The 19,927-nt window shown below is 31.9% G+C and carries 18 protein-coding genes, 1 pseudogene and 1 other annotated feature; of the genes and pseudogenes, 15 read left to right on the top strand and 4 right to left on the bottom strand.

Going from position 1 to position 19,927, the window contains the following annotated elements; translation table 11 throughout:
• The first annotated feature begins 653 nt into the window (after nt 1-653).
• The 12 genes and pseudogenes from ACFWTK_RS12225 (at nt 654) to hypE (ending at nt 11,100) form a co-directional block, all read left to right on the top strand.
• A pseudogene (locus ACFWTK_RS12225) lies at nt 654-2,489 on the top strand (NADH-quinone oxidoreductase subunit 5 family protein).
• Complete coding sequence (locus ACFWTK_RS12220) at nt 2,486-3,349, top strand: respiratory chain complex I subunit 1 family protein (protein ID WP_415876244.1); 864 nt, start codon at nt 2,486-2,488, stop codon at nt 3,347-3,349. The pseudogene ACFWTK_RS12225 and the gene ACFWTK_RS12220 overlap by 4 nt, the downstream one beginning before the upstream one ends.
• Nucleotides 3,350-3,357: 8 nt before the next feature.
• Nucleotides 3,358-3,786 carry an NADH-quinone oxidoreductase subunit B family protein gene (locus ACFWTK_RS12215; protein WP_415876243.1) on the top strand — a complete coding sequence of 143 codons (429 nt, stop codon included), beginning with the start codon at nt 3,358-3,360 and terminating at the stop codon, nt 3,784-3,786.
• 30 nt (nt 3,787-3,816) lie between these two features.
• Complete coding sequence (locus ACFWTK_RS12210; RefSeq protein WP_415876242.1) at nt 3,817-4,194, top strand: NADH-quinone oxidoreductase subunit C; 378 nt, start codon at nt 3,817-3,819, stop codon at nt 4,192-4,194.
• A complete protein-coding gene (locus ACFWTK_RS12205; RefSeq protein WP_415876241.1) occupies nt 4,194-5,273 on the top strand; it encodes a hydrogenase large subunit in 1,080 nt (359 codons plus the stop codon). Before ACFWTK_RS12210 ends, ACFWTK_RS12205 begins: the two co-directional genes overlap by 1 nt.
• A gap of 22 nt (nt 5,274-5,295) precedes the next feature.
• Nucleotides 5,296-5,634, top strand: a complete 339-nt coding sequence (locus tag ACFWTK_RS12200) for a 4Fe-4S dicluster domain-containing protein (protein ID WP_415876240.1) — start codon at nt 5,296-5,298, stop codon at nt 5,632-5,634.
• Nucleotides 5,615-5,974, top strand: a complete 360-nt coding sequence (locus tag ACFWTK_RS12195; RefSeq protein ID WP_415876239.1) for a hydrogenase maturation nickel metallochaperone HypA/HybF — start codon at nt 5,615-5,617, stop codon at nt 5,972-5,974. Before ACFWTK_RS12200 ends, ACFWTK_RS12195 begins: the two co-directional genes overlap by 20 nt.
• A gap of 10 nt (nt 5,975-5,984) precedes the next feature.
• Nucleotides 5,985-6,638: a hydrogenase nickel incorporation protein HypB gene (hypB, locus tag ACFWTK_RS12190; protein ID WP_415876238.1), complete on the top strand. Its 654-nt coding sequence runs from the start codon at nt 5,985-5,987 to the stop codon at nt 6,636-6,638.
• Nucleotides 6,611-8,851, top strand: a complete 2,241-nt coding sequence (gene hypF / locus ACFWTK_RS12185) for a carbamoyltransferase HypF (RefSeq protein ID WP_415876237.1) — start codon at nt 6,611-6,613, stop codon at nt 8,849-8,851. The genes hypB and hypF overlap by 28 nt, the downstream gene beginning before the upstream one ends.
• A 5-nt stretch (nt 8,852-8,856) precedes the next feature.
• Nucleotides 8,857-9,093: a HypC/HybG/HupF family hydrogenase formation chaperone gene (locus tag ACFWTK_RS12180; RefSeq protein WP_415876247.1), complete on the top strand. Its 237-nt coding sequence runs from the start codon at nt 8,857-8,859 to the stop codon at nt 9,091-9,093.
• Nucleotides 9,071-10,123, top strand: a complete 1,053-nt coding sequence (gene hypD, locus ACFWTK_RS12175; RefSeq protein ID WP_415876236.1) for a hydrogenase formation protein HypD — start codon at nt 9,071-9,073, stop codon at nt 10,121-10,123. The genes ACFWTK_RS12180 and hypD overlap by 23 nt, the downstream gene beginning before the upstream one ends.
• Nucleotides 10,123-11,100, top strand: a complete 978-nt coding sequence (gene hypE, locus ACFWTK_RS12170; RefSeq protein WP_415876235.1) for a hydrogenase expression/formation protein HypE — start codon at nt 10,123-10,125, stop codon at nt 11,098-11,100. Before hypD ends, hypE begins: the two co-directional genes overlap by 1 nt.
• Before the next feature lie 52 nt (nt 11,101-11,152).
• Here the strand turns inward: hypE and ACFWTK_RS12165 are convergent, their stop codons facing one another.
• Together ACFWTK_RS12165 and ACFWTK_RS12160 are read right to left on the bottom strand one after the other, a co-directional pair.
• The gene (locus ACFWTK_RS12165) at nt 11,153-12,169 is read right to left on the bottom strand and encodes an ABC transporter substrate-binding protein (RefSeq protein ID WP_415876234.1); all 1,017 of its coding nucleotides are present in this window, start codon (nt 12,167-12,169) and stop codon (nt 11,153-11,155) included.
• Between the two features lie 207 nt (nt 12,170-12,376).
• On the bottom strand, nt 12,377-12,907 hold the full coding sequence (locus ACFWTK_RS12160) for a serine/threonine protein kinase (RefSeq protein WP_415876233.1): 531 nt from the start codon (nt 12,905-12,907) through the stop codon (nt 12,377-12,379).
• A 173-nt stretch (nt 12,908-13,080) separates the two neighbouring features.
• Nucleotides 13,081-13,301 (top strand) — a binding site (T-box leader).
• Between the two features lie 153 nt (nt 13,302-13,454).
• On the opposite strand from ACFWTK_RS12160, the gene ACFWTK_RS12155 reads away from it, so the two are divergent.
• Complete coding sequence (locus tag ACFWTK_RS12155) at nt 13,455-16,097, top strand: valine--tRNA ligase (RefSeq protein WP_415876232.1); 2,643 nt, start codon at nt 13,455-13,457, stop codon at nt 16,095-16,097.
• Between the two features lie 96 nt (nt 16,098-16,193).
• Nucleotides 16,194-17,534, top strand: a complete 1,341-nt coding sequence (locus ACFWTK_RS12150; RefSeq protein WP_415876231.1) for a bifunctional folylpolyglutamate synthase/dihydrofolate synthase — start codon at nt 16,194-16,196, stop codon at nt 17,532-17,534.
• Between the two features lie 118 nt (nt 17,535-17,652).
• Here the strand turns inward: ACFWTK_RS12150 and ACFWTK_RS12145 are convergent, their stop codons facing one another.
• Nucleotides 17,653-18,780, bottom strand: coding sequence for an AI-2E family transporter (locus tag ACFWTK_RS12145; RefSeq protein ID WP_415876230.1), 1,128 nt, complete (start codon nt 18,778-18,780; stop codon nt 17,653-17,655).
• Between the two features lie 161 nt (nt 18,781-18,941).
• Nucleotides 18,942-19,097, bottom strand: coding sequence for a hypothetical protein (locus tag ACFWTK_RS12140; protein ID WP_165815370.1), 156 nt, complete (start codon nt 19,095-19,097; stop codon nt 18,942-18,944).
• Nucleotides 19,098-19,309: 212 nt separating this feature from the next.
• Between ACFWTK_RS12140 and ACFWTK_RS12135 the strand changes: the two genes are divergently transcribed.
• Nucleotides 19,310-19,918 carry a DNA-3-methyladenine glycosylase gene (locus ACFWTK_RS12135; protein WP_415876229.1) on the top strand — a complete coding sequence of 203 codons (609 nt, stop codon included), beginning with the start codon at nt 19,310-19,312 and terminating at the stop codon, nt 19,916-19,918.
• The last annotated feature ends 9 nt before the right edge of the window (nt 19,919-19,927 follow it).

Here is a 19,927-nt window from a genome sequence, read left to right as displayed (position 1 = left end):
AGTAAATCAAATAAACAGAATAAAATTAATGCTTGCTGTAGCAGAAAAAAATCTAAAGAAGGAAGAAAGAAAAATAGAGGATGTAAAAGAAGCTATAGAAGAAGTTGCTAGCGGAAAACAGATATAAAATAAATACCCAATGCCAATTGGCATTGGGTATTTATTTTTCAGATTACAATATATATATAAAGATATAATGATATACATTTTATGGATATGTGTTTATATTTTTTTATTTTATTTATAAGTAAAATAAGAAATATAAATAAGAATTTGAAAATGTGCATACACAAAATTTAAAATAGTGCAAAATTAATATAAATTATGAAAAATTTAAAGAATAATAGAGACTGAAGGATATATTATAAAACTAGAAAAATTAAAGCTATTTTCATTTAATTTAATCATTCGCATTATTTTACAATAAAATTGCTATATGATAATATGTGAATAACGTTAAAATATTGTCAAATTTTTCTGAATTATATAATAATTATATTTTTATAAATAAGTATTTTATTCAAGTTAAGGCCTTAACTTATTAACTTATTAAAATTTAAAAATCAGGTGGTGATCTATGAACATGATTTCAGTATTAATATTATTTCCTCTGCTATCAGCTATTATCATTTTTTTTATTAAAAAATGATAATATGAGAAATCTAATATGTAGGATTTCTGCGTTAGTTACTTGTGTATTAACATTTATTGTTGTTTATCAAAATTTTCATGAAGTTTCATATTTATCAACCTCAATGGAAAAAACTATTGATTATTTAATGATGGTTATTGAGGTACTTCTTGCTATTTATATAATATATACAAGCATAAAGAACAGGAAGTATCTTGTAACTCTTTTTGCAGCTTTTCAAACACCGCTGCTTATTTGGTTTGAGCTTACTCAAGAACATGATATAGAGATTGCATCAGTGTTCGCTTTTGACAAACTAACTGCAATAATGGTACTTATTGTTGGAGTTATAGGAAGTCTAATAAGTTTATATGCTGTAGGTTATATGAAATGGTATCATATTCATCATAAGGGGTATGAAGAAAGAAAAAACTTTTTTCTTAGTGTAATATTTCTGTTTCTATCAGCAATGTTTGGTTTGGTTTTAAGCAATAATTTAATATGGATGTATTTCTTCTGGGAGATAACTTCCTTTTGTTCTTATCTTCTTATTGGATATACAAAAACTGAAGAAGCAAAAAATAATTCCTTTAGAGCTTTAGCTATAAATTTAGGAGGGGATTTGCATTTGCTATTGCCATAGTACTAATTGGCATGAATCTTAATACTCTTGAACTTTCTGTACTTACAACAATGGAACCAGGAACAATAGTTGCTGCCAGCATATTTCTTCTATGTATTGCTGCCCTTACAAAATCTGCTCAGTTTCCATTTTCATCTTGGCTTCTTGGGGCAATGGTAGCTCCTACACCTTCCTCAGCTTTACTTCATTCTGCAACCATGGTAAAAGCAGGTGTTTATCTTTTAATAAGACTTTCACCTTTACTAGGGAAAGACAGCTGTTGGGAAAATTGTTACTTTAATAGGAGCTGTTACATTTCTTATTGGTTCACTTATAGCCATTACCCAAAGTGATGGTAAGAAAGTTCTCGCTTATTCGACTATAGCCAATTTGGGACTTATTGTAATTTGTGCAAGCATAGGTACTGAGGAGTCACTATGGGCTGCTATACTGCTTGTTATATTTCATTCCATATCTAAATCTTTATTGTTTCTATCAGTTGGGTCTGCGGAACATCAATTGGGAACCAGAAATGTAGAAGATATGGACAGGTTGAGGTACTTGTCTAAAAGACTTTGTTTATATATGATTATTGGAATTGCTGGAATGTATCTTGCTCCTTTCGGTATGCTTATATCAAAGTGGGTTGCCATGAAAGCATTTATAGATTCCAAAAATGTATTAACAGTTCTTATACTTGCTTATGGAAGTGCTGCAACACTTTTTTATTGGACAAAATGGTTGGGAAAGCTTGTAGCAAATGCTAATAATAAAGTACAACCTAAACATACTTTTCATTTAGATGAGGAAGTACCTATTTTTATTCAAGCTACGTTAGTAGCTCTAGCATGCTTCAGCTTCCCTCTTATATCTAAATACGTAATTATACCATATTTATCATCATTGTTTGGAGGAAAAACAGTAGTACCTATCAGTTCAAGCGATGTAAATATAATGATTATAATGCTTAGTATGTTAATAATATTACCTATAAGCTTCATCCCTATACATAAGAAGGACAAACGTAGGATAGCTCCTATATATATGGCTGGAGAAAATATTGGAGACAATGAATCTTTTAATGGTGCTCTAGGAATTAGTCGTAAAGTTGAACTTCGCAATTGGTATATGGAAGATATATTTAATAATAAAAAGCTGACATTCTGGAGCAATATTATTTCAATTAGCATTTTAAGCTTGGGAGTTATCCTTATTATTGGAGGTGCGGCAATATGATAATGACTTTAAAAATAATTGCCATTATTATCCTAGTACCATTTATAGGAGGACTGATTACTGGAATTGACAGAATAATTTCAGCAAGGATGCAAGGAAGACAAGGTCCACCATTATTACAGCCTTTTTATGATGTTATAAAGCTTTTGAGTAAGGAATCAATGGAAGTTAATACAGTGTATCGCTTTTATGTTTATATTGCTTTAATATTTGTTATATTTTCTTCAGTGATTTTACTAGTTGGGGGAGACATACTAATTGCAATATTTTCACTGACCTTAAGCTCTACCTTTTTTATATTAGGTGGATATGCTTCTAATTCTCCATACAGCGTCATTGGTTCCCAAAGGGAAATGCTTCAGCTAATGGCCTATGAGCCTATGGTTCTTCTTACAGGAATAGGGTTATATTATGCAAATAAAAGCTTTTTCGTTAGAGATATTATTTCGACTAAAATTCCTGCGGTAGTTTACTTGCCTGGAATATTTTTGGGAATGCTTTATATATTAACATTTAAATTAAGAAAGTCACCATTCGACTTAAGTATGTCACATCATGGGCATCAAGAGATAGTGAAAGGAATAACAACAGAATATTCAGGTAGGGATTTAGCTGTTATTGAAGTGACACATTGGTATGAGACAATTATAGCATTTACTCTCATATATCTGTTTTTTGCAACCTCATCTACATTAGGTCGTCTGTTAGCGATTATACCATGTATAGCTGCATATATATTTGAAATTATCGTAGATAACGGTTTTGCTAGAGTAAAATGGCAGCTTGCATTGAAGTCAACCTGGATTGTAATTGGAATTTTAGGAACTGTAAATCTTGTAATCTTATCAATATTTAGGTAGGTGTGAGTATGAGTTTAGTAAAAAAATCGCCATGGATTTTACATTATGATGGAAGCAGCTGTAATGGGTGTGATATAGAGGTGCTTGCTAGCCTAACCCCATTGTATGATGTTGAAAGATTTGGAGTTATAAATACAGGTAATCCAAAGCATGCTGATATTTTTCTAATTACGGGGAGCATTAATGAGGAGAATAGATCAGTAGTTAAGCAGCTTTATGAACAAATGGCCGAACCTAAGGTTGTAGTTGCAGTGGGTACCTGTGCTTCATCAGGGGGAATATTTGCCGAATGTTATAACATTGCAGGAGGAGTAGACAAGGTGTTACCTGTGGATGTTTATGTTTCAGGTTGTGCAGCAAGGCCTGAATCTATCATAGATGGAGTTGTAAAGGCAATAAGTATATTAGAAGAAAAGCAAAAATATGCAAGAAAATAATATGATTTTTTGAAAAGGAAAGTGATTGTAATGGAAGAAAAAATAATTGAAGAAAGTGTAAATGGAGAACAGATATATAGTATTTTGCCTCAGGAACTTCTAGGAGATGTTTTAAGGCTAAAAAACAAAGGTTATCGTCTTGTTGCAATTTCATGTACCTATAAAGATGGCATAGAATTAACCTATTCTTTTGATAAGGAATTTGATTTTTTACATTTGAGATTAAATATTGATTCTGGAGTTGAAGTTGAAAGCATTACAAGCATTTATCCTTATGCCTTTTTATATGAAAACGAAATTAAAGAGCTTTTTGGTGTTAAAATAAGTGGCATCTCTTTAGATTATAAGGATAATTTTTATAAAATTGCTAAAAAAGCACCTTTTAGCATGAAAAAGGAGGACGAGTAATGGGCACAAGAACTGTAATTCCATTTGGTCCTCAACATCCTGTTCTTCCTGAGCCTATACACCTAGACTTAGTTCTAGAGGATGAAACTGTTATAGAGGCAATACCGAGTATAGGATATGTTCATAGAGGACTTGAAAAACTTGTGGAAAAGAGGGATTTTCAACAATATGTATTTGTTGCAGAAAGAGTTTGTGGTATATGCTCTTTTATGCATGGTATGGGTTATTGTATGGCTATAGAAGATATAATGGGAGTAAAAATTCCCGAGAGAGCAGAATTTTTAAGAACTATATGGGCAGAATTATCAAGAATACACAGTCATCTCTTATGGCTTGGACTTGCAGCAGACGCCTTTGGGTTTGAGAGCCTTTTTATGCATTCCTGGAGACTACGAGAACAAATACTTGATATATTTGAGGAAACCACAGGAGGAAGAGTAATATTTTCTGTTTGTGATATTGGTGGAGTTAGAAAAGATATAGATTCAGAAATGCTAAGAAAAATTGATGATATTTTAGATAAACTTAAAGATGAAATAGAAGATATTACCAAGGTGTTTTTAAAAGATTCCTCTGTAAAGCATAGGACTAAAGGAGTAGGAATTTTATCTAAAGAGATGGCTTATGAATTAGGAGCAGTTGGTCCTATGGCAAGAGGAAGCGGAAATAGTATAGACATGAGAACTTTAGGCTATGGAGCATATAGAAATATTAAATTTGAGCCTATTACTGAAACCTCTGGAGATTGTTATGCAAGAATGTGGGTTAGAATAAAAGAAGTTTTTCAATCCATTGACATAATTAAACAATGTATTTCCTTAATTCCAAAGGGAGATATAAGTATTAAAGTAAAAGGTAATCCAAAAGGGGAAAGCTTTATAAGATTAGAGCAGCCAAGGGGTGAGGTTTTATATTATGTAAAAGCAAATGGAACAAAGTTTCTAGATAGAGTTAGAGTTCGAACTCCTACCTTTGCTAACCTTCCTGCTTTACTGGAAACACTAAAGGGATGTGCCCTTGCAGATGTGCCTGTATTAATCGTTTCAATGGACCCTTGTATAAGTTGTACAGAAAGATAATGACAGTGAAGGAGGGAGAAAAATGTCCATTTTAACTATAACTAAAACCTTGTTTAAAAGTATGTTTCATGGACCATATACAGAAAAATATCCTTTAGTTAAAAAAGATACTTTTAAAAATACAAGAGGAAAAATTCAAATTAATATTTCTGAGTGTATATTTTGTGGATTATGTCAAAGACGATGTCCTACAGAAGCCATTAAAGTTGAAAGAGAAAAGTCTTTATGGACTATTGATAGACTTAAATGTATTCAATGTAACTATTGTTGCGAAGGTTGTCCTAAAAAATGTCTTCATATGGAGAACCAATATACTGCTCCATCACTAGAAGATGTAAAGGATGAATATACAAATGCATGAATATCCTATAACTAAAAGGATAATTGAGATTGCAGAGGAATTTGCAAATAAAAATAATGGTAAAGAAGTAAAGCAAATCAATTTGATAGTAGGAGATTACTCAGGTTATGTAGCAAGCTCCATTGAATTATATTTTGAAATTATTGCAGAGGGGCCTTTGCAGCCTTTGCACAAAGCAAAGCTTAATATTGAAAGGGTAAAGCCTAAGCTCAAGTGTACTAGATGTGGAGAACTTTTTGAGAGAAAGGTTTTTTCATTTCAATGTCCTATATGCAGTGGAGATGGTGTTCCAACAGAAATAGGAAAAGAATTTTATATAAAATCTATAGAAATAGAATAGGAGTCTTATTATGTCAGAGAAGAAAGAAATAGAAGTAATGCAATCTGTATATGATAAAAATGATGAAGTAGCTAAAAAAATAAATTCTTCACTTACTAAAAGAGGCATATTTGCTATAAATGTTATGGGATCTCCTGGGGCTGGAAAAACTTCAACCTTAATAGAAATTATAAAAAAACTTAAAGATATAAAGCCTTATGTTATTGAAGGAGATATTGAGGCTGATTATGATACAAAGACCCTCTTATCTCTTGGAGTAGATACTGTACAGATAAACACAGGAGGAGCTTGCCATCTTGATTCCCCTATGATTGGAGATGCAGTAGAGAAGCTGAATATTAAAGAGGGTATACTGTTCATTGAAAATATAGGGAACTTAGTTTGTCCTGCTGAATTTCAAATAGGAGAACATGCTAAGATGCTTATTTCAACTGTAACAGAAGGTAGTGACAAACCATACAAATATCCTCTTGCCTTTGAAAAGGCAGATATTATTATACTAAATAAATGTGACCTTTTACCCTATGTAGATTTTGATGAGAATTTCTTTATGAATGGTGTTAGAGCGTTAAATAAAAAAGCGCCAGTTATAAAGGTATCCTGTAAAACAGATGAAGGATTTGACCAGGTGATTTCATGGATAACAGAAAAAATAAACTCATAACAAAAAAGATAAGGGTTTGGGGAATTGTACAAGGGGTCGGTTTCCGACCTTTTGTTTATCATATGGCTCAAAAAAATAATATAAAAGGAACAGTAAAAAATATTGGTGGAGTAGTTGAGATAGTAGCTCAGTCACATATAAAAGATTTTAATAATTTTTTATATGATATAAAAACAAATGAAGATAACAAGGGTGAAATCGTTCATATAGAGATAGAAGATGTAAAAGAAGATAAATTCAATGGATTTAATATAATTGAAAGCGATGTGGATGATGAGGTTTCCATAATCCCTCCTGATATATCTATTTGTCAAAAATGTGAAGAGGAATTATTAAAAGTCAGTGATAGACGCTTTAAAAATCCATTTATAAGCTGTGCTGCATGTGGACCTAGATACACTATAATAGAGAAACTTCCCTATGATAGGGATAACACTACCATGAAGGATTTTGAAATGTGTTCTTCCTGTAAGAAAGAATATACTTCACCTGACAGCAGAAGATTTCATGCTCAGACCATATCCTGTAACGACTGTGGCCCTTATTTGATATTTGATAATCTTACTGATGAAAATGCCTTTGAGAAGGCTGTAGATATAATAAATTCTGGTGGAATAATTGGAGTAAAGGGTATAGGTGGATACCATTTTTCATGCTCTCCTTTTATGGAAAGTACTGTAGAAAATTTAAGAAAGTTAAAGGGAAGAGAAGAGAAACCATTTGCAGTAATGTTTCCAGATATAAATTCTATAGAAAAATATTGTTTTGTATCTAATGAGGAAAAAGATCTGTTACAGTCCAAGGCACGACCTATTGTGTTACTCTATAGAAAAGATGAAAGTATGGCATACTCAACAAATAAGGGTAGTATATATTGTGGTGCTTTTTTACCTTATACACCTTTACATATACTGCTTACAAAAAAATGTGGTCCGCTTATTATGACCAGTGCAAATATATCAGGAAAATCTATAATAAAGGATGATTCTGAAATTTTGCATATAAATTCACCATATTTGCAAGGAGTATTGTATAATAAAAGAAAAATTCTACGTTCTGTAGATGATTCTGTATCAAAGATTATTGATAAAAAGCCTCAGCTAATTAGAAGAAGTAGAGGATACGTTCCTTACCCTATCTTTCTTCCCAAGAATAAGAAATTACAGATTTTTGCTGCCGGTAGTGATTTAAAAGCTGCCTTTTGTCTTTATAAAAATGGAAGTGCTGTTGTATCACAATATTTTGGTGATTTAGAGGAGAAAACAGTTTTAGATAAATATAGAGAATCAGCTAAAGATTTATCAAGACTAATGAAAATCCAACCTAATATGGCTATTTGTGACTTACATCCTAATTATTTTTCATCAAAGTATGCAAAAACTCTTAGAATTCCTTTAGTATATGTTCAGCATCATCATGCCCACATTGCATCAGTAATGGCAGAGCATAATTTAAAAGAAAGGGTTATAGGAGTTGCCTTCGATGGTACAGGCTATGGAACAGACGGCAATATCTGGGGAGGAGAATTTTTAGTTTGTAATGGTTCTGATTTTCAAAGAAAAGCACATTTAAGTTATACACCTATATTAGGCGGCGATGATTCTATGAAGGATGGGAGAAAGACAGCTACCTGCTTTCTCATAAGTTCGGATCTGAGAGAATATATAAAGGATGACAGAAGTGATATAATAGAGGCAGCAATAAAAAATAATATAAATACTGTTTTATCCTCAAGCATGGGAAGATTATTTGATGCAGTTTCATCTATTTTAAATATACAGCATGAAAATCATTATGAGGGACAATGTGCTATTGAATTGGAAAAGGAAGCTTTTTTGGCTAAAAAGAAAAATGTTAAAATTCAGAGATTTCAATTTTCTATAAAGGAAAATAGCAGAATTATAGAAATAGATCCAAAACCAGTTTTAGAAGATATATGCAGATTGAGGGAAAATGAAGACAAAGGTTCTTTAGCTCTTGGATTTCATTATGCTGTTGCGGACTTAATATTAAATGTGTGCCAAATTATAAGGGATGAGGAAAAGGTAAATACTGTTGCTTTAAGCGGAGGAGTATTCCAAAACACAATTTTATTAGAAGAAGCATTAAAAATTTTAAGAGAAAAAGGCTTTAATGTTTACATAAATAGAAAAGTTCCACCTAATGATGGATGCATTAGCTTGGGACAAACCTTTATTGGATTGATGAGGTGAAAAATATGTGCGTTGCAGTACCAGGAAAGGTTATAGAGATTAATGGCAGTAGAGCTAAAGTTGAAGTTATGGGAAATATATGTGAGGCTAATATTCAATTGGTTGATGCTAAGGTAGGAGATTATGCTTTGGTTCATGCAGGATGTGTAATCGAAGTCCTAAAGAAAGATTTAGCTCAGGAGATGATAGAACTATTTAGGGAGCTGGAGGAGATTACATATGAAGACTCTTCAAGAAGTTAAAAGCGAATTAAAGAATTATGATGGAAAGAAAATTAAAATTATGGAGGTTTGTGGAACTCACACTTCCAGTATATTTAAAAATGGAATTAGAAGTTTAATATCTCCTAAAATACAATTGATTTCAGGACCAGGCTGCCCTGTATGTGTAACTTCTTCTGCATATATAGATAAGCTAATAGATTATTCTCTAAAGGAGAATTGGTGTGTTTTAACCTTTGGAGATATGATGAAGGTAAAGGGAAGCAGATTATCACTAACTGAAGCTAAGGCCTTAGGCGGTAAAGTAAAAATACTATATTCACCTCTCATGGCTATTGACCTTGCTGTGAAGCATAATGACACTAACTTTGTCTTTGCAGCCGTTGGCTTTGAAACCACAGCACCAATATATGCATTGCTAATTGAGGAAATTATAAATAAAAATATAAATAATTTAAAGATCTTAACGTCCATTAAAACAATAATTCCAGCCATGAAATATATTTGTGAAAATGAAAAAAATATAGATGCTTTTTTATGTCCTGGACATGTTACTGTTATTACAGGTGCATCTATTTATAAGGATTTAGCAGAGAAGTATGATAAACCCTTTGTAGTGGCTGGCTTTGAAGGAGAACATATATTGGCCGCTATTTATGAAATAGTTCATCAACTTTTAATTAACAAATATAGCATGAAGAATATGTACATAAGTGCTGTATCTGAAGAGGGAAATGTAAAGGCTGCGACTTTAATCAATAAATACTTTGAAATATTAGATGATTATTGGAGAGGCATAGGTATAATAAAAGATTCGGGTTTCAAACTTAAAAAAGAATATGCCCACTTTGGTATAGAAAGTGATTTTAAGGAAGGTTCTGATATCATACCAAATGGATGTAGATGTAGAGATGTTATATTAGGACGAATTAACCCTGTGGATTGTCCTTTGTTTAGCAGGGTTTGCACACCATTAAATGCTGTAGGACCTTGCATGGTCTCATCAGAAGGTGCCTGTGGAATTTGGTATAGAAATAGGGAGGATCAATAATGAAGATAGACATGTCTTATGGAAGCGGAGGAAAGCAAACAAGCAAATTAATCAATGATATATTTTTAAAGTATTTTGATAATGAAGTATTAAACAAATTAGAAGATGCTGCAGTACTAAATATAAAAGGAAAGATAGCCTATACTACAGATTCCTTTGTGGTTACTCCTTTATTCTTTAATGGAGGAGATATAGGCAAGATTGCTGTTTGTGGAACGGTAAATGATCTTTCCATGATGGGAGCAGTTCCAAGGTATCTTACAACTGGTTTTATTATTGAAGAAGGAGTAGAAATAGAAACTATTGAAAAAATTGCTCATTCTATGAAGAGAGCAGCAGAAGAAGCAGGAATTAAAATCGTTGCAGGAGATACAAAGGTTATTGAAGGCAATGGAGGAATTTATATTAACACATCTGGTATTGGTGAGATTATGCAGGAAGGTATCAGCTGTTCAAACTGTAACATAGGCGATGCTATAATACTATCTGGTAACTTAGGTGAACATCATGCAGCAATAATGTCCAGCAGAATGGGAATAGAAAATAATATAGCTAGCGATTGTGCCCCACTGCATACCATAGTTAAAAATTTGATTGATGAGGGCATACATATTCATTGTATGAGAGATGTAACACGTGGAGGCCTTGCCACAGTATTAAATGAAATTGGAGAAAGCTCCTCTTGTGGAGTTGAAATATATGAAAAGGATATTCCTGTTAGCAGTGAAGTTAAGGGGCTTTGCAGTATTTTAGGATTAGATCCGCTTTATATGGCTAATGAAGGTAAAATGATTGCAGTAGTACCAAGAAATGAAGCAAAAAGAGCTTTAGATGCCATAAGAGGAAGTAAATATGGTAAAAATGCAAAAATTATTGGAAGCATTGTAGAAGGAAAAGGAGTAAATATGATTACAACCTTAAAGGGCAGCAGAGTTTTGGATGTACTTTATGGTGAAGGTTTGCCTCGTATTTGTTAAAAGATATATAAAAAAGTAAGTAGCCCTACACATTTAAGTGTAGGACTTAACTTTACTTATTTTTCATTGCCTTTTCAGCAAAGGAATTATCAACAATTTCATTAAAAGCAGGTCTTACCTTTATTAGGTCTGCTTTATATCCTTGAATAATATCCATCAATTTATTTAAATCTGCTTCATCTATAGTCGGGTCGGATGCAATAGCATTTATTTCTCTATAATTTTTTATAACATTAATAACTATATCAATGTCGCTTCCTGGGAAGAAGGAAATAATAGATTCTGCCACTTCTTTGTCGCTGTGGGAAGCAAACCATTGTTGACCTTTATAAAGTGCATTAGTGAATTTTTGTATTATTTCAGGATTTTTCTTTATATATGATTCTGTTGCATAGAAGCAGGTATATGCAATATTTCCAGCCTCTTTTCCTACAGATCCTACTATATATCCTGATTTATCTTTTTCAAGCATGCTTGCAGTAGGCTCAAACAAAGCTACATAATCTCCAGTACCTGCTTTAAAGGCTCCAGATGTAGCAGTAAAGTCTAAGTTAGTTACAAATGTCACATCTTTATTAGGATCTAAACCATTTTGCTTTAATGCATATTCAAGAGCCATTTGAGGAACTCCGCCTGGTCTTCCTCCAATAATAGTTTTACCCTTTAGAGACTTCCAGTCAAAGTTTTCTTCAGGTTGTCTACTAACTAAAAATGATCCATCAGTTTGGGTTAATTGAGCAAATACTATAGGCATATCTTCTCTGCCTTGATTATAAATGTAAATTACTTGCTCTGGTCCGCTAAAGCCAATATCAACTGCGCCAGATAAAACTTGCTGCATTGTCTTATCTGCTCCCTGCCCTGTAGAGAGTTCGATCTCTAATCCTTCTTCTTTAAAGAAACCTTTGCTTAATGCTACATACATAGGAGCATAGAAAGTAGAACGAACAACTTCATTTAATCTAACCTTTTGCAAACCTGAGTTTCTATCTTTACCGCATCCAGCTAATCCTAAGGAACTTATTATTAGTATTATTGTTAAGAATATATTTAGCAATTTTTTCTTCAATTTTATTCCCCCTTAAATAAATATTTTATGTTATAAAATAATATATGTTATATGATTAAAAGGGGTGAGTAGTCATGCTGCTTTTTAATTTAATAATAATTGTGTTGAAAAGTACTTCACTTGGAGTAAGTTCTAAAGTGCAAAGTATAGTATAAATGAGTTAGACTTGATGATTTGAAGTAAAATAAGGAAGTTAAAATAGCTTCCTTATTTTTTCCACTTTTCGTATAATTCAGGCCTAGAATGTTTTAATATTTTAAAAAATTTTTTAGAAACCTTAAGTTTTCTAAGGCCTGAAATCATGTGCTTAGGATATTTTTCTTTTCTATGATAATTGTTTTTTAGTCCAATCACTTTTAACTGCCCATTTTCGGTTATGAATATATGTGAAATGCCGGTATCCAGACGTGTAAAGCCAAGGAGTTGAAAGTTTTCAATAAGGTCCACTAATGAGAGAGCTAATGATTCATCTAAACTGTTCTTCTTTATATAGTCAATTAAGCATATTCCGTCTATATATTCTCTTATTATATAACCCATTCTATATGAATAAACTTTTGGAAAGTATTTATTATTTTGACAATACCTTAATATAAGATATTCACGTCTACATTCATCAACATTTTTGCAGAATTTTATTATTTTATTATCGGGCATTAGATAAATTAATTCTTTTTTGCCGCGGTGAATTAATTTAGAGCCTTGAAGGTCTAGCCCTAAGAGATCTATATCTTTCATAACGATAACCCCATTTTTTAGTTATTTTAAAAAGCTGAATTGAGATAGTATATATTTATAAAAAAACTTTTCTTATTATTACAATATTCTCTTTGAATTGAATAAGTGAAAGATAAGGAAAAGACTTGACAGTTTTAAAAATAAAGGTATAATAAAAAATAATTAAATTCATACAAAAAGCAAAGAAGAAGAGGAGTAAAGATACAGGAGTATTAAGAGAGGAAAACTCAAGGGCTGAAAGGTTTTCTATACAAATTATCTTGAAGGTAGCTTTGGAGCTTCTTTATCGAAATAGCAGTAGATAAAGACGGTGATCACATCGTTAATTTAATGAGAGCTTGAGAACTTGAATATTTCAAGAATTAAGGTGGTAACGCGCGCTGTCGTCCTTTAGGATGAACAGGGCTTTTTTGTTTTATAAGAAAATTGTAATACAGCATTAAAATAAGTTTAAGCTGGAAAGAGGATATAAGCTTTAAATTAAATTTATTTTAAGTGTATTTTAAACAAGAAAATTCATATGAAAAAATTATAAGGAGGATAAATCATGTCGGAAGTAAACATTGCAAAAACATATGATCCTAAAGAATTTGAGGATAGAATCTATAAAAATTGGGAAAAAAATAAATACTTTACTCCAGAAGTAGATAAAAATAAAAAGCCTTATACAATAATGATGCCGCCGCCAAATATAACAGGTCAGCTTCACTTAGGGCATGCTTTAGATGGTACACTTCAAGACTTTTTAATAAGAACAAAGAGAATGCAGGGCTACAGCACATTATGGCTTCCAGGAGAAGACCATGCAAGTATTGCAACTGAAGTTAAAGTTGAAAAAGAACTTTTAAAACAAGGCTTAGAGAAGAAAAAGATGGGAAGAGAAGCTTTCTTAGAAAAGGTATGGGAATGGTCAGATAAATATAGAGAAAGAATAAAGACTCAATACAAAAAACTTGGAATTTCTGCTGACTATACTAGAGAAAGATTCACCATGGATGAAGGATTAAGTAAAGCAGTTAGACAGGTATTTGTTGATTTATATAATGAGGGGTTAATTTATAAAGGAAATAGAATAGTTAACTGGTGTCCTAAGTGTCAAACTGCTATTTCAGATGCAGAAATAGAGTATGAAGAGAAGAATGGACATTTCTGGCATATAAAATACCCTGTTAAAGATAGTGATGAGTATTTAGAAATTGCTACAACAAGGCCAGAGACTATGCTTGGAGATACAGCAGTTGCAGTTAATCCTAATGATACAAGATATGCTCATTTAATAGGCAAGAAGCTAATATTACCTCTTGTAGGAAGAGAACTTCCTATAATTGCAGATGAATATGTTGATATGGAATTTGGAACAGGAGCAGTTAAGATAACACCGGCTCATGATCCTAATGACTACGAAGTAGGAAAGAGACATGATCTTCCACAGATAGTTATGATGAACCAAGATGGAACTATAGCTGATGGCTATGGAAAGTACTCAGGACTTGACAGATATGAAGCAAGAAAAGTTATTGTAAAAGACTTAGAAGATCAAGGATATTTAGTAAAAATAAAAGAGCATACTCATAATGTTGGAACTCATGATAGATGCGGCACAGTAATTGAGCCTGTAACTTCTAAACAGTGGTATGTAAAGATGAAACCTCTTGCAGAACCTGCAATAAATGTTGTAAAAGAAGGAAAGATAAAGTTTGTTCCAGAGAGATTCTCAAAAATCTACTTTAATTGGATGGAGAATATTCAAGACTGGTGTATTTCAAGACAGCTTTGGTGGGGACATAGAATCCCAGTTTGGTACTGTGAAGATTGTGGAGAAGTAATTGTATCTGTTGATGAACCAACAAAATGCAGCAAATGTAACAGCGAAAAATTAAAACAAGATGAAGATGTTCTAGATACATGGTTTAGCTCAGCGTTGTGGCCATTTTCAACTTTAGGCTATCCAGAAAAAACAGAGGACTTGAAATATTTTTACCCAACAAACACTTTAGTTACTGGATATGATATCATATTCTTCTGGGTAGCTAGAATGATATTCTCAGGACTTCACAACATGGGAGATATACCGTTTGATACAGTGTTAATCCATGGTATAGTTAGAGATAGTGAAGGAAGAAAGATGTCTAAGTCTCTTGGAAATGGAGTTGACCCACTTGAAGTAATTGAAAAATATGGAGCAGATGCTTTAAGATTTATGCTTATTACAGGAAATGCTCCAGGAAATGATATTAGATATTATGAAGAAAAGGTTGAGGCTGCTAGAAACTTTGCTAATAAGATCTGGAATGCATCAAGATTTGTAATGATGAATCTCGATAAAGAATTAATGAATAAGTATAAGAATAGCAAAGATTACACAATAGCAGATAAGTGGATATTGTCAAGAGTTAATACAGTAGTAAAAGAAGTAACTGAGAACATAGATAAATTTGAACTTGGTATTGCAGCACAAAAGATATATGACTTTATGTGGAATGAATTCTGTGATTGGTATATTGAGCTTGTAAAACCAGTTTTATACGGAGAAGATGAGAAAGCTAAGGGAATAGTTCTAAATGTACTAAATGAAGTATTACAAACAGGTTTAAAATTGCTGCATCCTGTAATGCCTTATATAACTGAAGAAATATATACAAATTTACCAAACTCAGAAGAGACTATAGTAACTGCTGCATGGCCTTTATATAAGGAAGAATTGAATGATGAAAAGACAGAAGAACAAATGAATTACATTATAGAAGCTATTAAGGCTTTAAGAAATGTAAGAGCAGAAATGAATGTTCCACCTTCAAGAAAGGCTAAGGTTATAATCTATACATCAGAAGGAAGAGAGGCCTTTGAAGAAGGAAAGATTTATTTTGAAAAACTAGCTTCAGCATCTGAAGTTGCTTTCATAGATTCAAAGGATGAAGTTCCAGAGAACTCAGTTTCTGCAGTTACAAAAGGAGCAGAAATGTTTATGCCTCTTCTAGACTTAGTAGATATAGAAAAAGAATTAGAAAGACTAAATAAGGAAAAAGAAAAGCTAGAAAAGGAAATAGATAGAGTGGAAAAGAAACTTGCCAATGAAAAATTTGTAAGCAAGGCTCCAGAAGCTGTTGTTAATGAAGAAAAGGAAAAAGGTAAAAAGTACAAAGAAATGTATGAAGCTGTTATAAAGAGAATAGAAAATCTTAAAAAATAGCTTAGATTAATAAAAAACGTCAGCATAGGGATAAGGTGCTGGCGTTTTTTAAAAAATAGAGTTAGAAGATTAAATAAAGAATCGGGGAGAAGTGGAATGAACTATAGAGAGGCTAGAGATTATATTGAAGACGCAGCTAAATTCAGCATGAAGCTTGGACTTTCTAGAACAGAAAAAATACTTGAGCTTTTAGGAAACCCTCATAAAGATTTAAAATGCATACATATTGCAGGAACTAATGGAAAAGGCTCTGCTACTGCTATGATTTCATCTATATTGAAAGAAGCTGGATATAAAGTTGGTATGTATACATCTCCTTATATTGAAGAATTTGAAGAGAGAATACAGATAAATGGAGTTAATATACCTAAATATGATTTAGCAAAGGTTGTTACAAAGGTTTCTGAGGCTGTAGATAAAGTCCTAGAGCTTGGATATGATAATCCTACTCAATTTGAAATAATAACCTGTGCAGGACTTTTGTACTTTTATGAAAAGAAGGTAGATTTTGCAGTAATTGAGGTAGGTCTTGGAGGAAGGCTAGATTCAACGAATGTGATAACACCAGTACTCAGCATAATTACTTCTATAAGTTATGATCATACGGGTATTTTAGGAGATACTCTATCAAAAATAGCTTATGAAAAAGCTGGTATAATAAAAAAAGGGGTTCCTACAGTGCTCTATCCACAGGAAAAAGAAGCAGAAGATGTAATAGAGAAAATTTGTATAGAGAGGCAATCAAGACTTGTAAAGGTATATAGAGAAAATGTAAAGGCCATTATTTCAAGTAAAATAGATTCTAAGGTGGATAAATACATAACGCAAAATGTAATAGTGAATACAGGCCTTTCACAGTATGATATAGAGTTGTCACTTTTAGGAAAGCATCAAGTTATGAACTGTGCAACTGTAGTTTATGCCGTTGAAGAATTAATAAAAATGGGTATAAAAATAGAAAAAAGGGCTATATTAAGTGCCTTGAGCAGGGTTCAGTGGAAAGGCAGATTTGAAATTTTAAATAGAGAACCTTTAGTAGTGATAGATGGAGCTCATAATATAGATGGTATAAAAAAGCTAAAAGAAAGTATGAATGCTTATTTATCATATAAAAATATGGTACTAATTTTAGGAATATTATCAGATAAGCAAGTGGAAGATATGGTAAAAGTTATTGCACCTATGGCTAAAAAAGTTATATGTGTTACACCCCATAGTGATAGAGCAGAACTTGCTTCAGAGCTTATGATGGTTGTAAAAAAGTATAATGAAAACTGTGAAGCAGTTGAAAACTATGAAGAAGCGTATAAAATAGGAATTGACTATTGTAATGAAGGAGATTTGCTTTTAATATCAGGCTCTCTTTATATGATAGGAGACATGAGAAAAACCATAAGAACAAATCAAGAAGCTAAAGGACAGAAGTTAGGATGTTAGGTGTTTAGCTTAAAAACAAAAATATAAAATAATTTAACAATGCACAATTGATAATGGAAAATGTTCTATCAGCGCAAAACTACATCCATTGTCAATTGTGCATTTAAAATAGTGCTGGTTATTGATTAGTTATTTCTAACTTATTTTTTGCATTTCTGTTGTTTAATCGTCTATCCACAAATCTTTCAACCATTGTTTTAACTATTGCTATAAATGGCACTCCAAGGAACATTCCAAGTACACCAAATGTACCTCCACCAAGAGTTATAGCAAGTATAATCCAGAATGGACTTACACCCACCTGTTCCCCCAATATTTTTGGCCCAAGATACCAACCGTCAAACTGTTGAAGAACAAAAATAAATATAAGAACCCAAAGTGCTTTTATAGGACTATAGAACAAGGTTATTAGAACTCCAGGTATCATTCCTATAAATGGTCCAAAATAAGGTATCATATTTGTTACTCCAACTATTAAACTTATTAACAATGCATAAGGAATTCTAAGTATGCTAAGACCAATAGCACATAGAATACCTATTATTAATGAGTCGATAAATTTACCAATAATATATTTAGAAAATATAGTGTTTACTTCATTAAGAAAAATTAAAAAGGAATTAATTGAAGGAGCATTGAAAGTTGCATATAAAAACTTTTTTGAATTAATTTTAAAAATCTCTTTATCCTTTAATATATATATGGATATTATAAATCCAAATATCATTTTTAAAAATGAGGAAGTAAAATCAATAGCTTTATTTAAGGCTACATTCAAAATAGAATTTAAGGATGCAGTCAATTTGCTAGTTATATCATCTAAAATTTTATGAGCATAGTCTATTAAATTTTGATTATTAGACAAATTAAATCTTGAAAGATTGTTATCAAACCAGTTTTGAGTTTTTCTAACATAGTTAGGCATATTTTGAGCTAAGTCCCCTAAATTATTAACTATAGCAGGAGAAACAATGGTTACTGTAAGTGTTATAAAACCAATAACTATTAAGTATACTAAAAGTATGCTCAGTGGTCTTTTAAATTTAGCCTTTTTCTCAATATAGGTCATTAAAGGATTTAATATGTATGCTATGCCAAATGCCCAAAAAAATGGGCTTAAAATGGATATAATAAGCCGTAAATTTTGGACTAAAAACTCAATATTATTGATGAGTTTAAAAATCAATGCTGTGATTAAAATTATGGGTATTAAGCTTAAATAAGGTATTTTTTTATTTTTAAACAAGAAATACATCACTCCTTAACTAATTACTAGTTGAATTGATTATATCACCAAAAAAGCTATTCTTCTAGTATCTTAAACTTAAATAAAATGATTTAAGTTTAAAAATATATAGATAAGCGGTATATTATATAAATATACCGCTTAAAGATTGAATTAGATTACTAGCAGCAACAGCAGAAGATTGGAGCAAATGAACCAAATCCGCAGAAGCTGCCAAATCCTAGACCAAAGCCGCCACAGCAGCAGAATAATATGATTAATAAAATTATTATCCAAAGAGTATCATCAAAACATGAGTATGGGCGTAAGTCAGACATATATAGACCTCCTTTCTTTTTTTAGGAGATAATTATGGAGATAGTACACTCGGCTTGTCCTATCACTATATAATATGTAAAATAATAAACAAATGTTAAAGAAAAATAGTTCATTTTTAGAGAATTTTTATTATGAAAATCCAATGCTATAAAGAGCAGAGTAAGAGTTTAGAGAGTTTAGAAAGTTTGGTATAAATTGGAGGATAGCACATATGAAAAAGTTAGAAAGAGACTTTTATAAAAGAAGTGCAATAGAGGTTGCAAAAGAATTATTGGGAAAATATCTTGTTCATGAGTATAAAGGAAATAAACTTATTGGCAGAATAGTAGAAGTAGAAGCTTACATGGGGGTGGAGGATAAGGCTGCCCATTCCTATGGAGGAAGGAGAACAGAAAGAACGGAGGTTATGTACAAGGAGGGAGGGTATACATACGTATTTCAGATATATGGAATGTACTATTGCGTAAATGTAGTAACTTCGGAGATGGACATACCACAGGCTGTTCTTATTAGAGCATTAGAACCTATAGAGGGATTAGAAGAGATGAGCAGAAATAGGTATAAAAAGAGTTATGAAGAACTTACTGCTTATCAAAAGAAGAATTTAACCAACGGACCAGGAAAACTATGTATGGCCATGAACATAGACAAAACATTAAATGGAGAGGACTTATGCGGCAGTAGATTATATATATTAGATAATAAAGAAAAGTTTAATACAGTGTATTCAAAGCGAATAAACATTGATTATGCGGAGGAGGCAAAGGATTATTTATGGAGATTTTATATAGAAGGCAGTAAATATATTTCTAAAAAATAGAGGAAAGTT

It is taken from the genome of Clostridium sp. (assembly GCF_047777555.1).
Classification (GTDB): domain Bacteria; phylum Bacillota; class Clostridia; order Clostridiales; family Clostridiaceae; genus Clostridium_H.
This window is presented reverse-complemented; position numbering and strand designations above follow the sequence as displayed.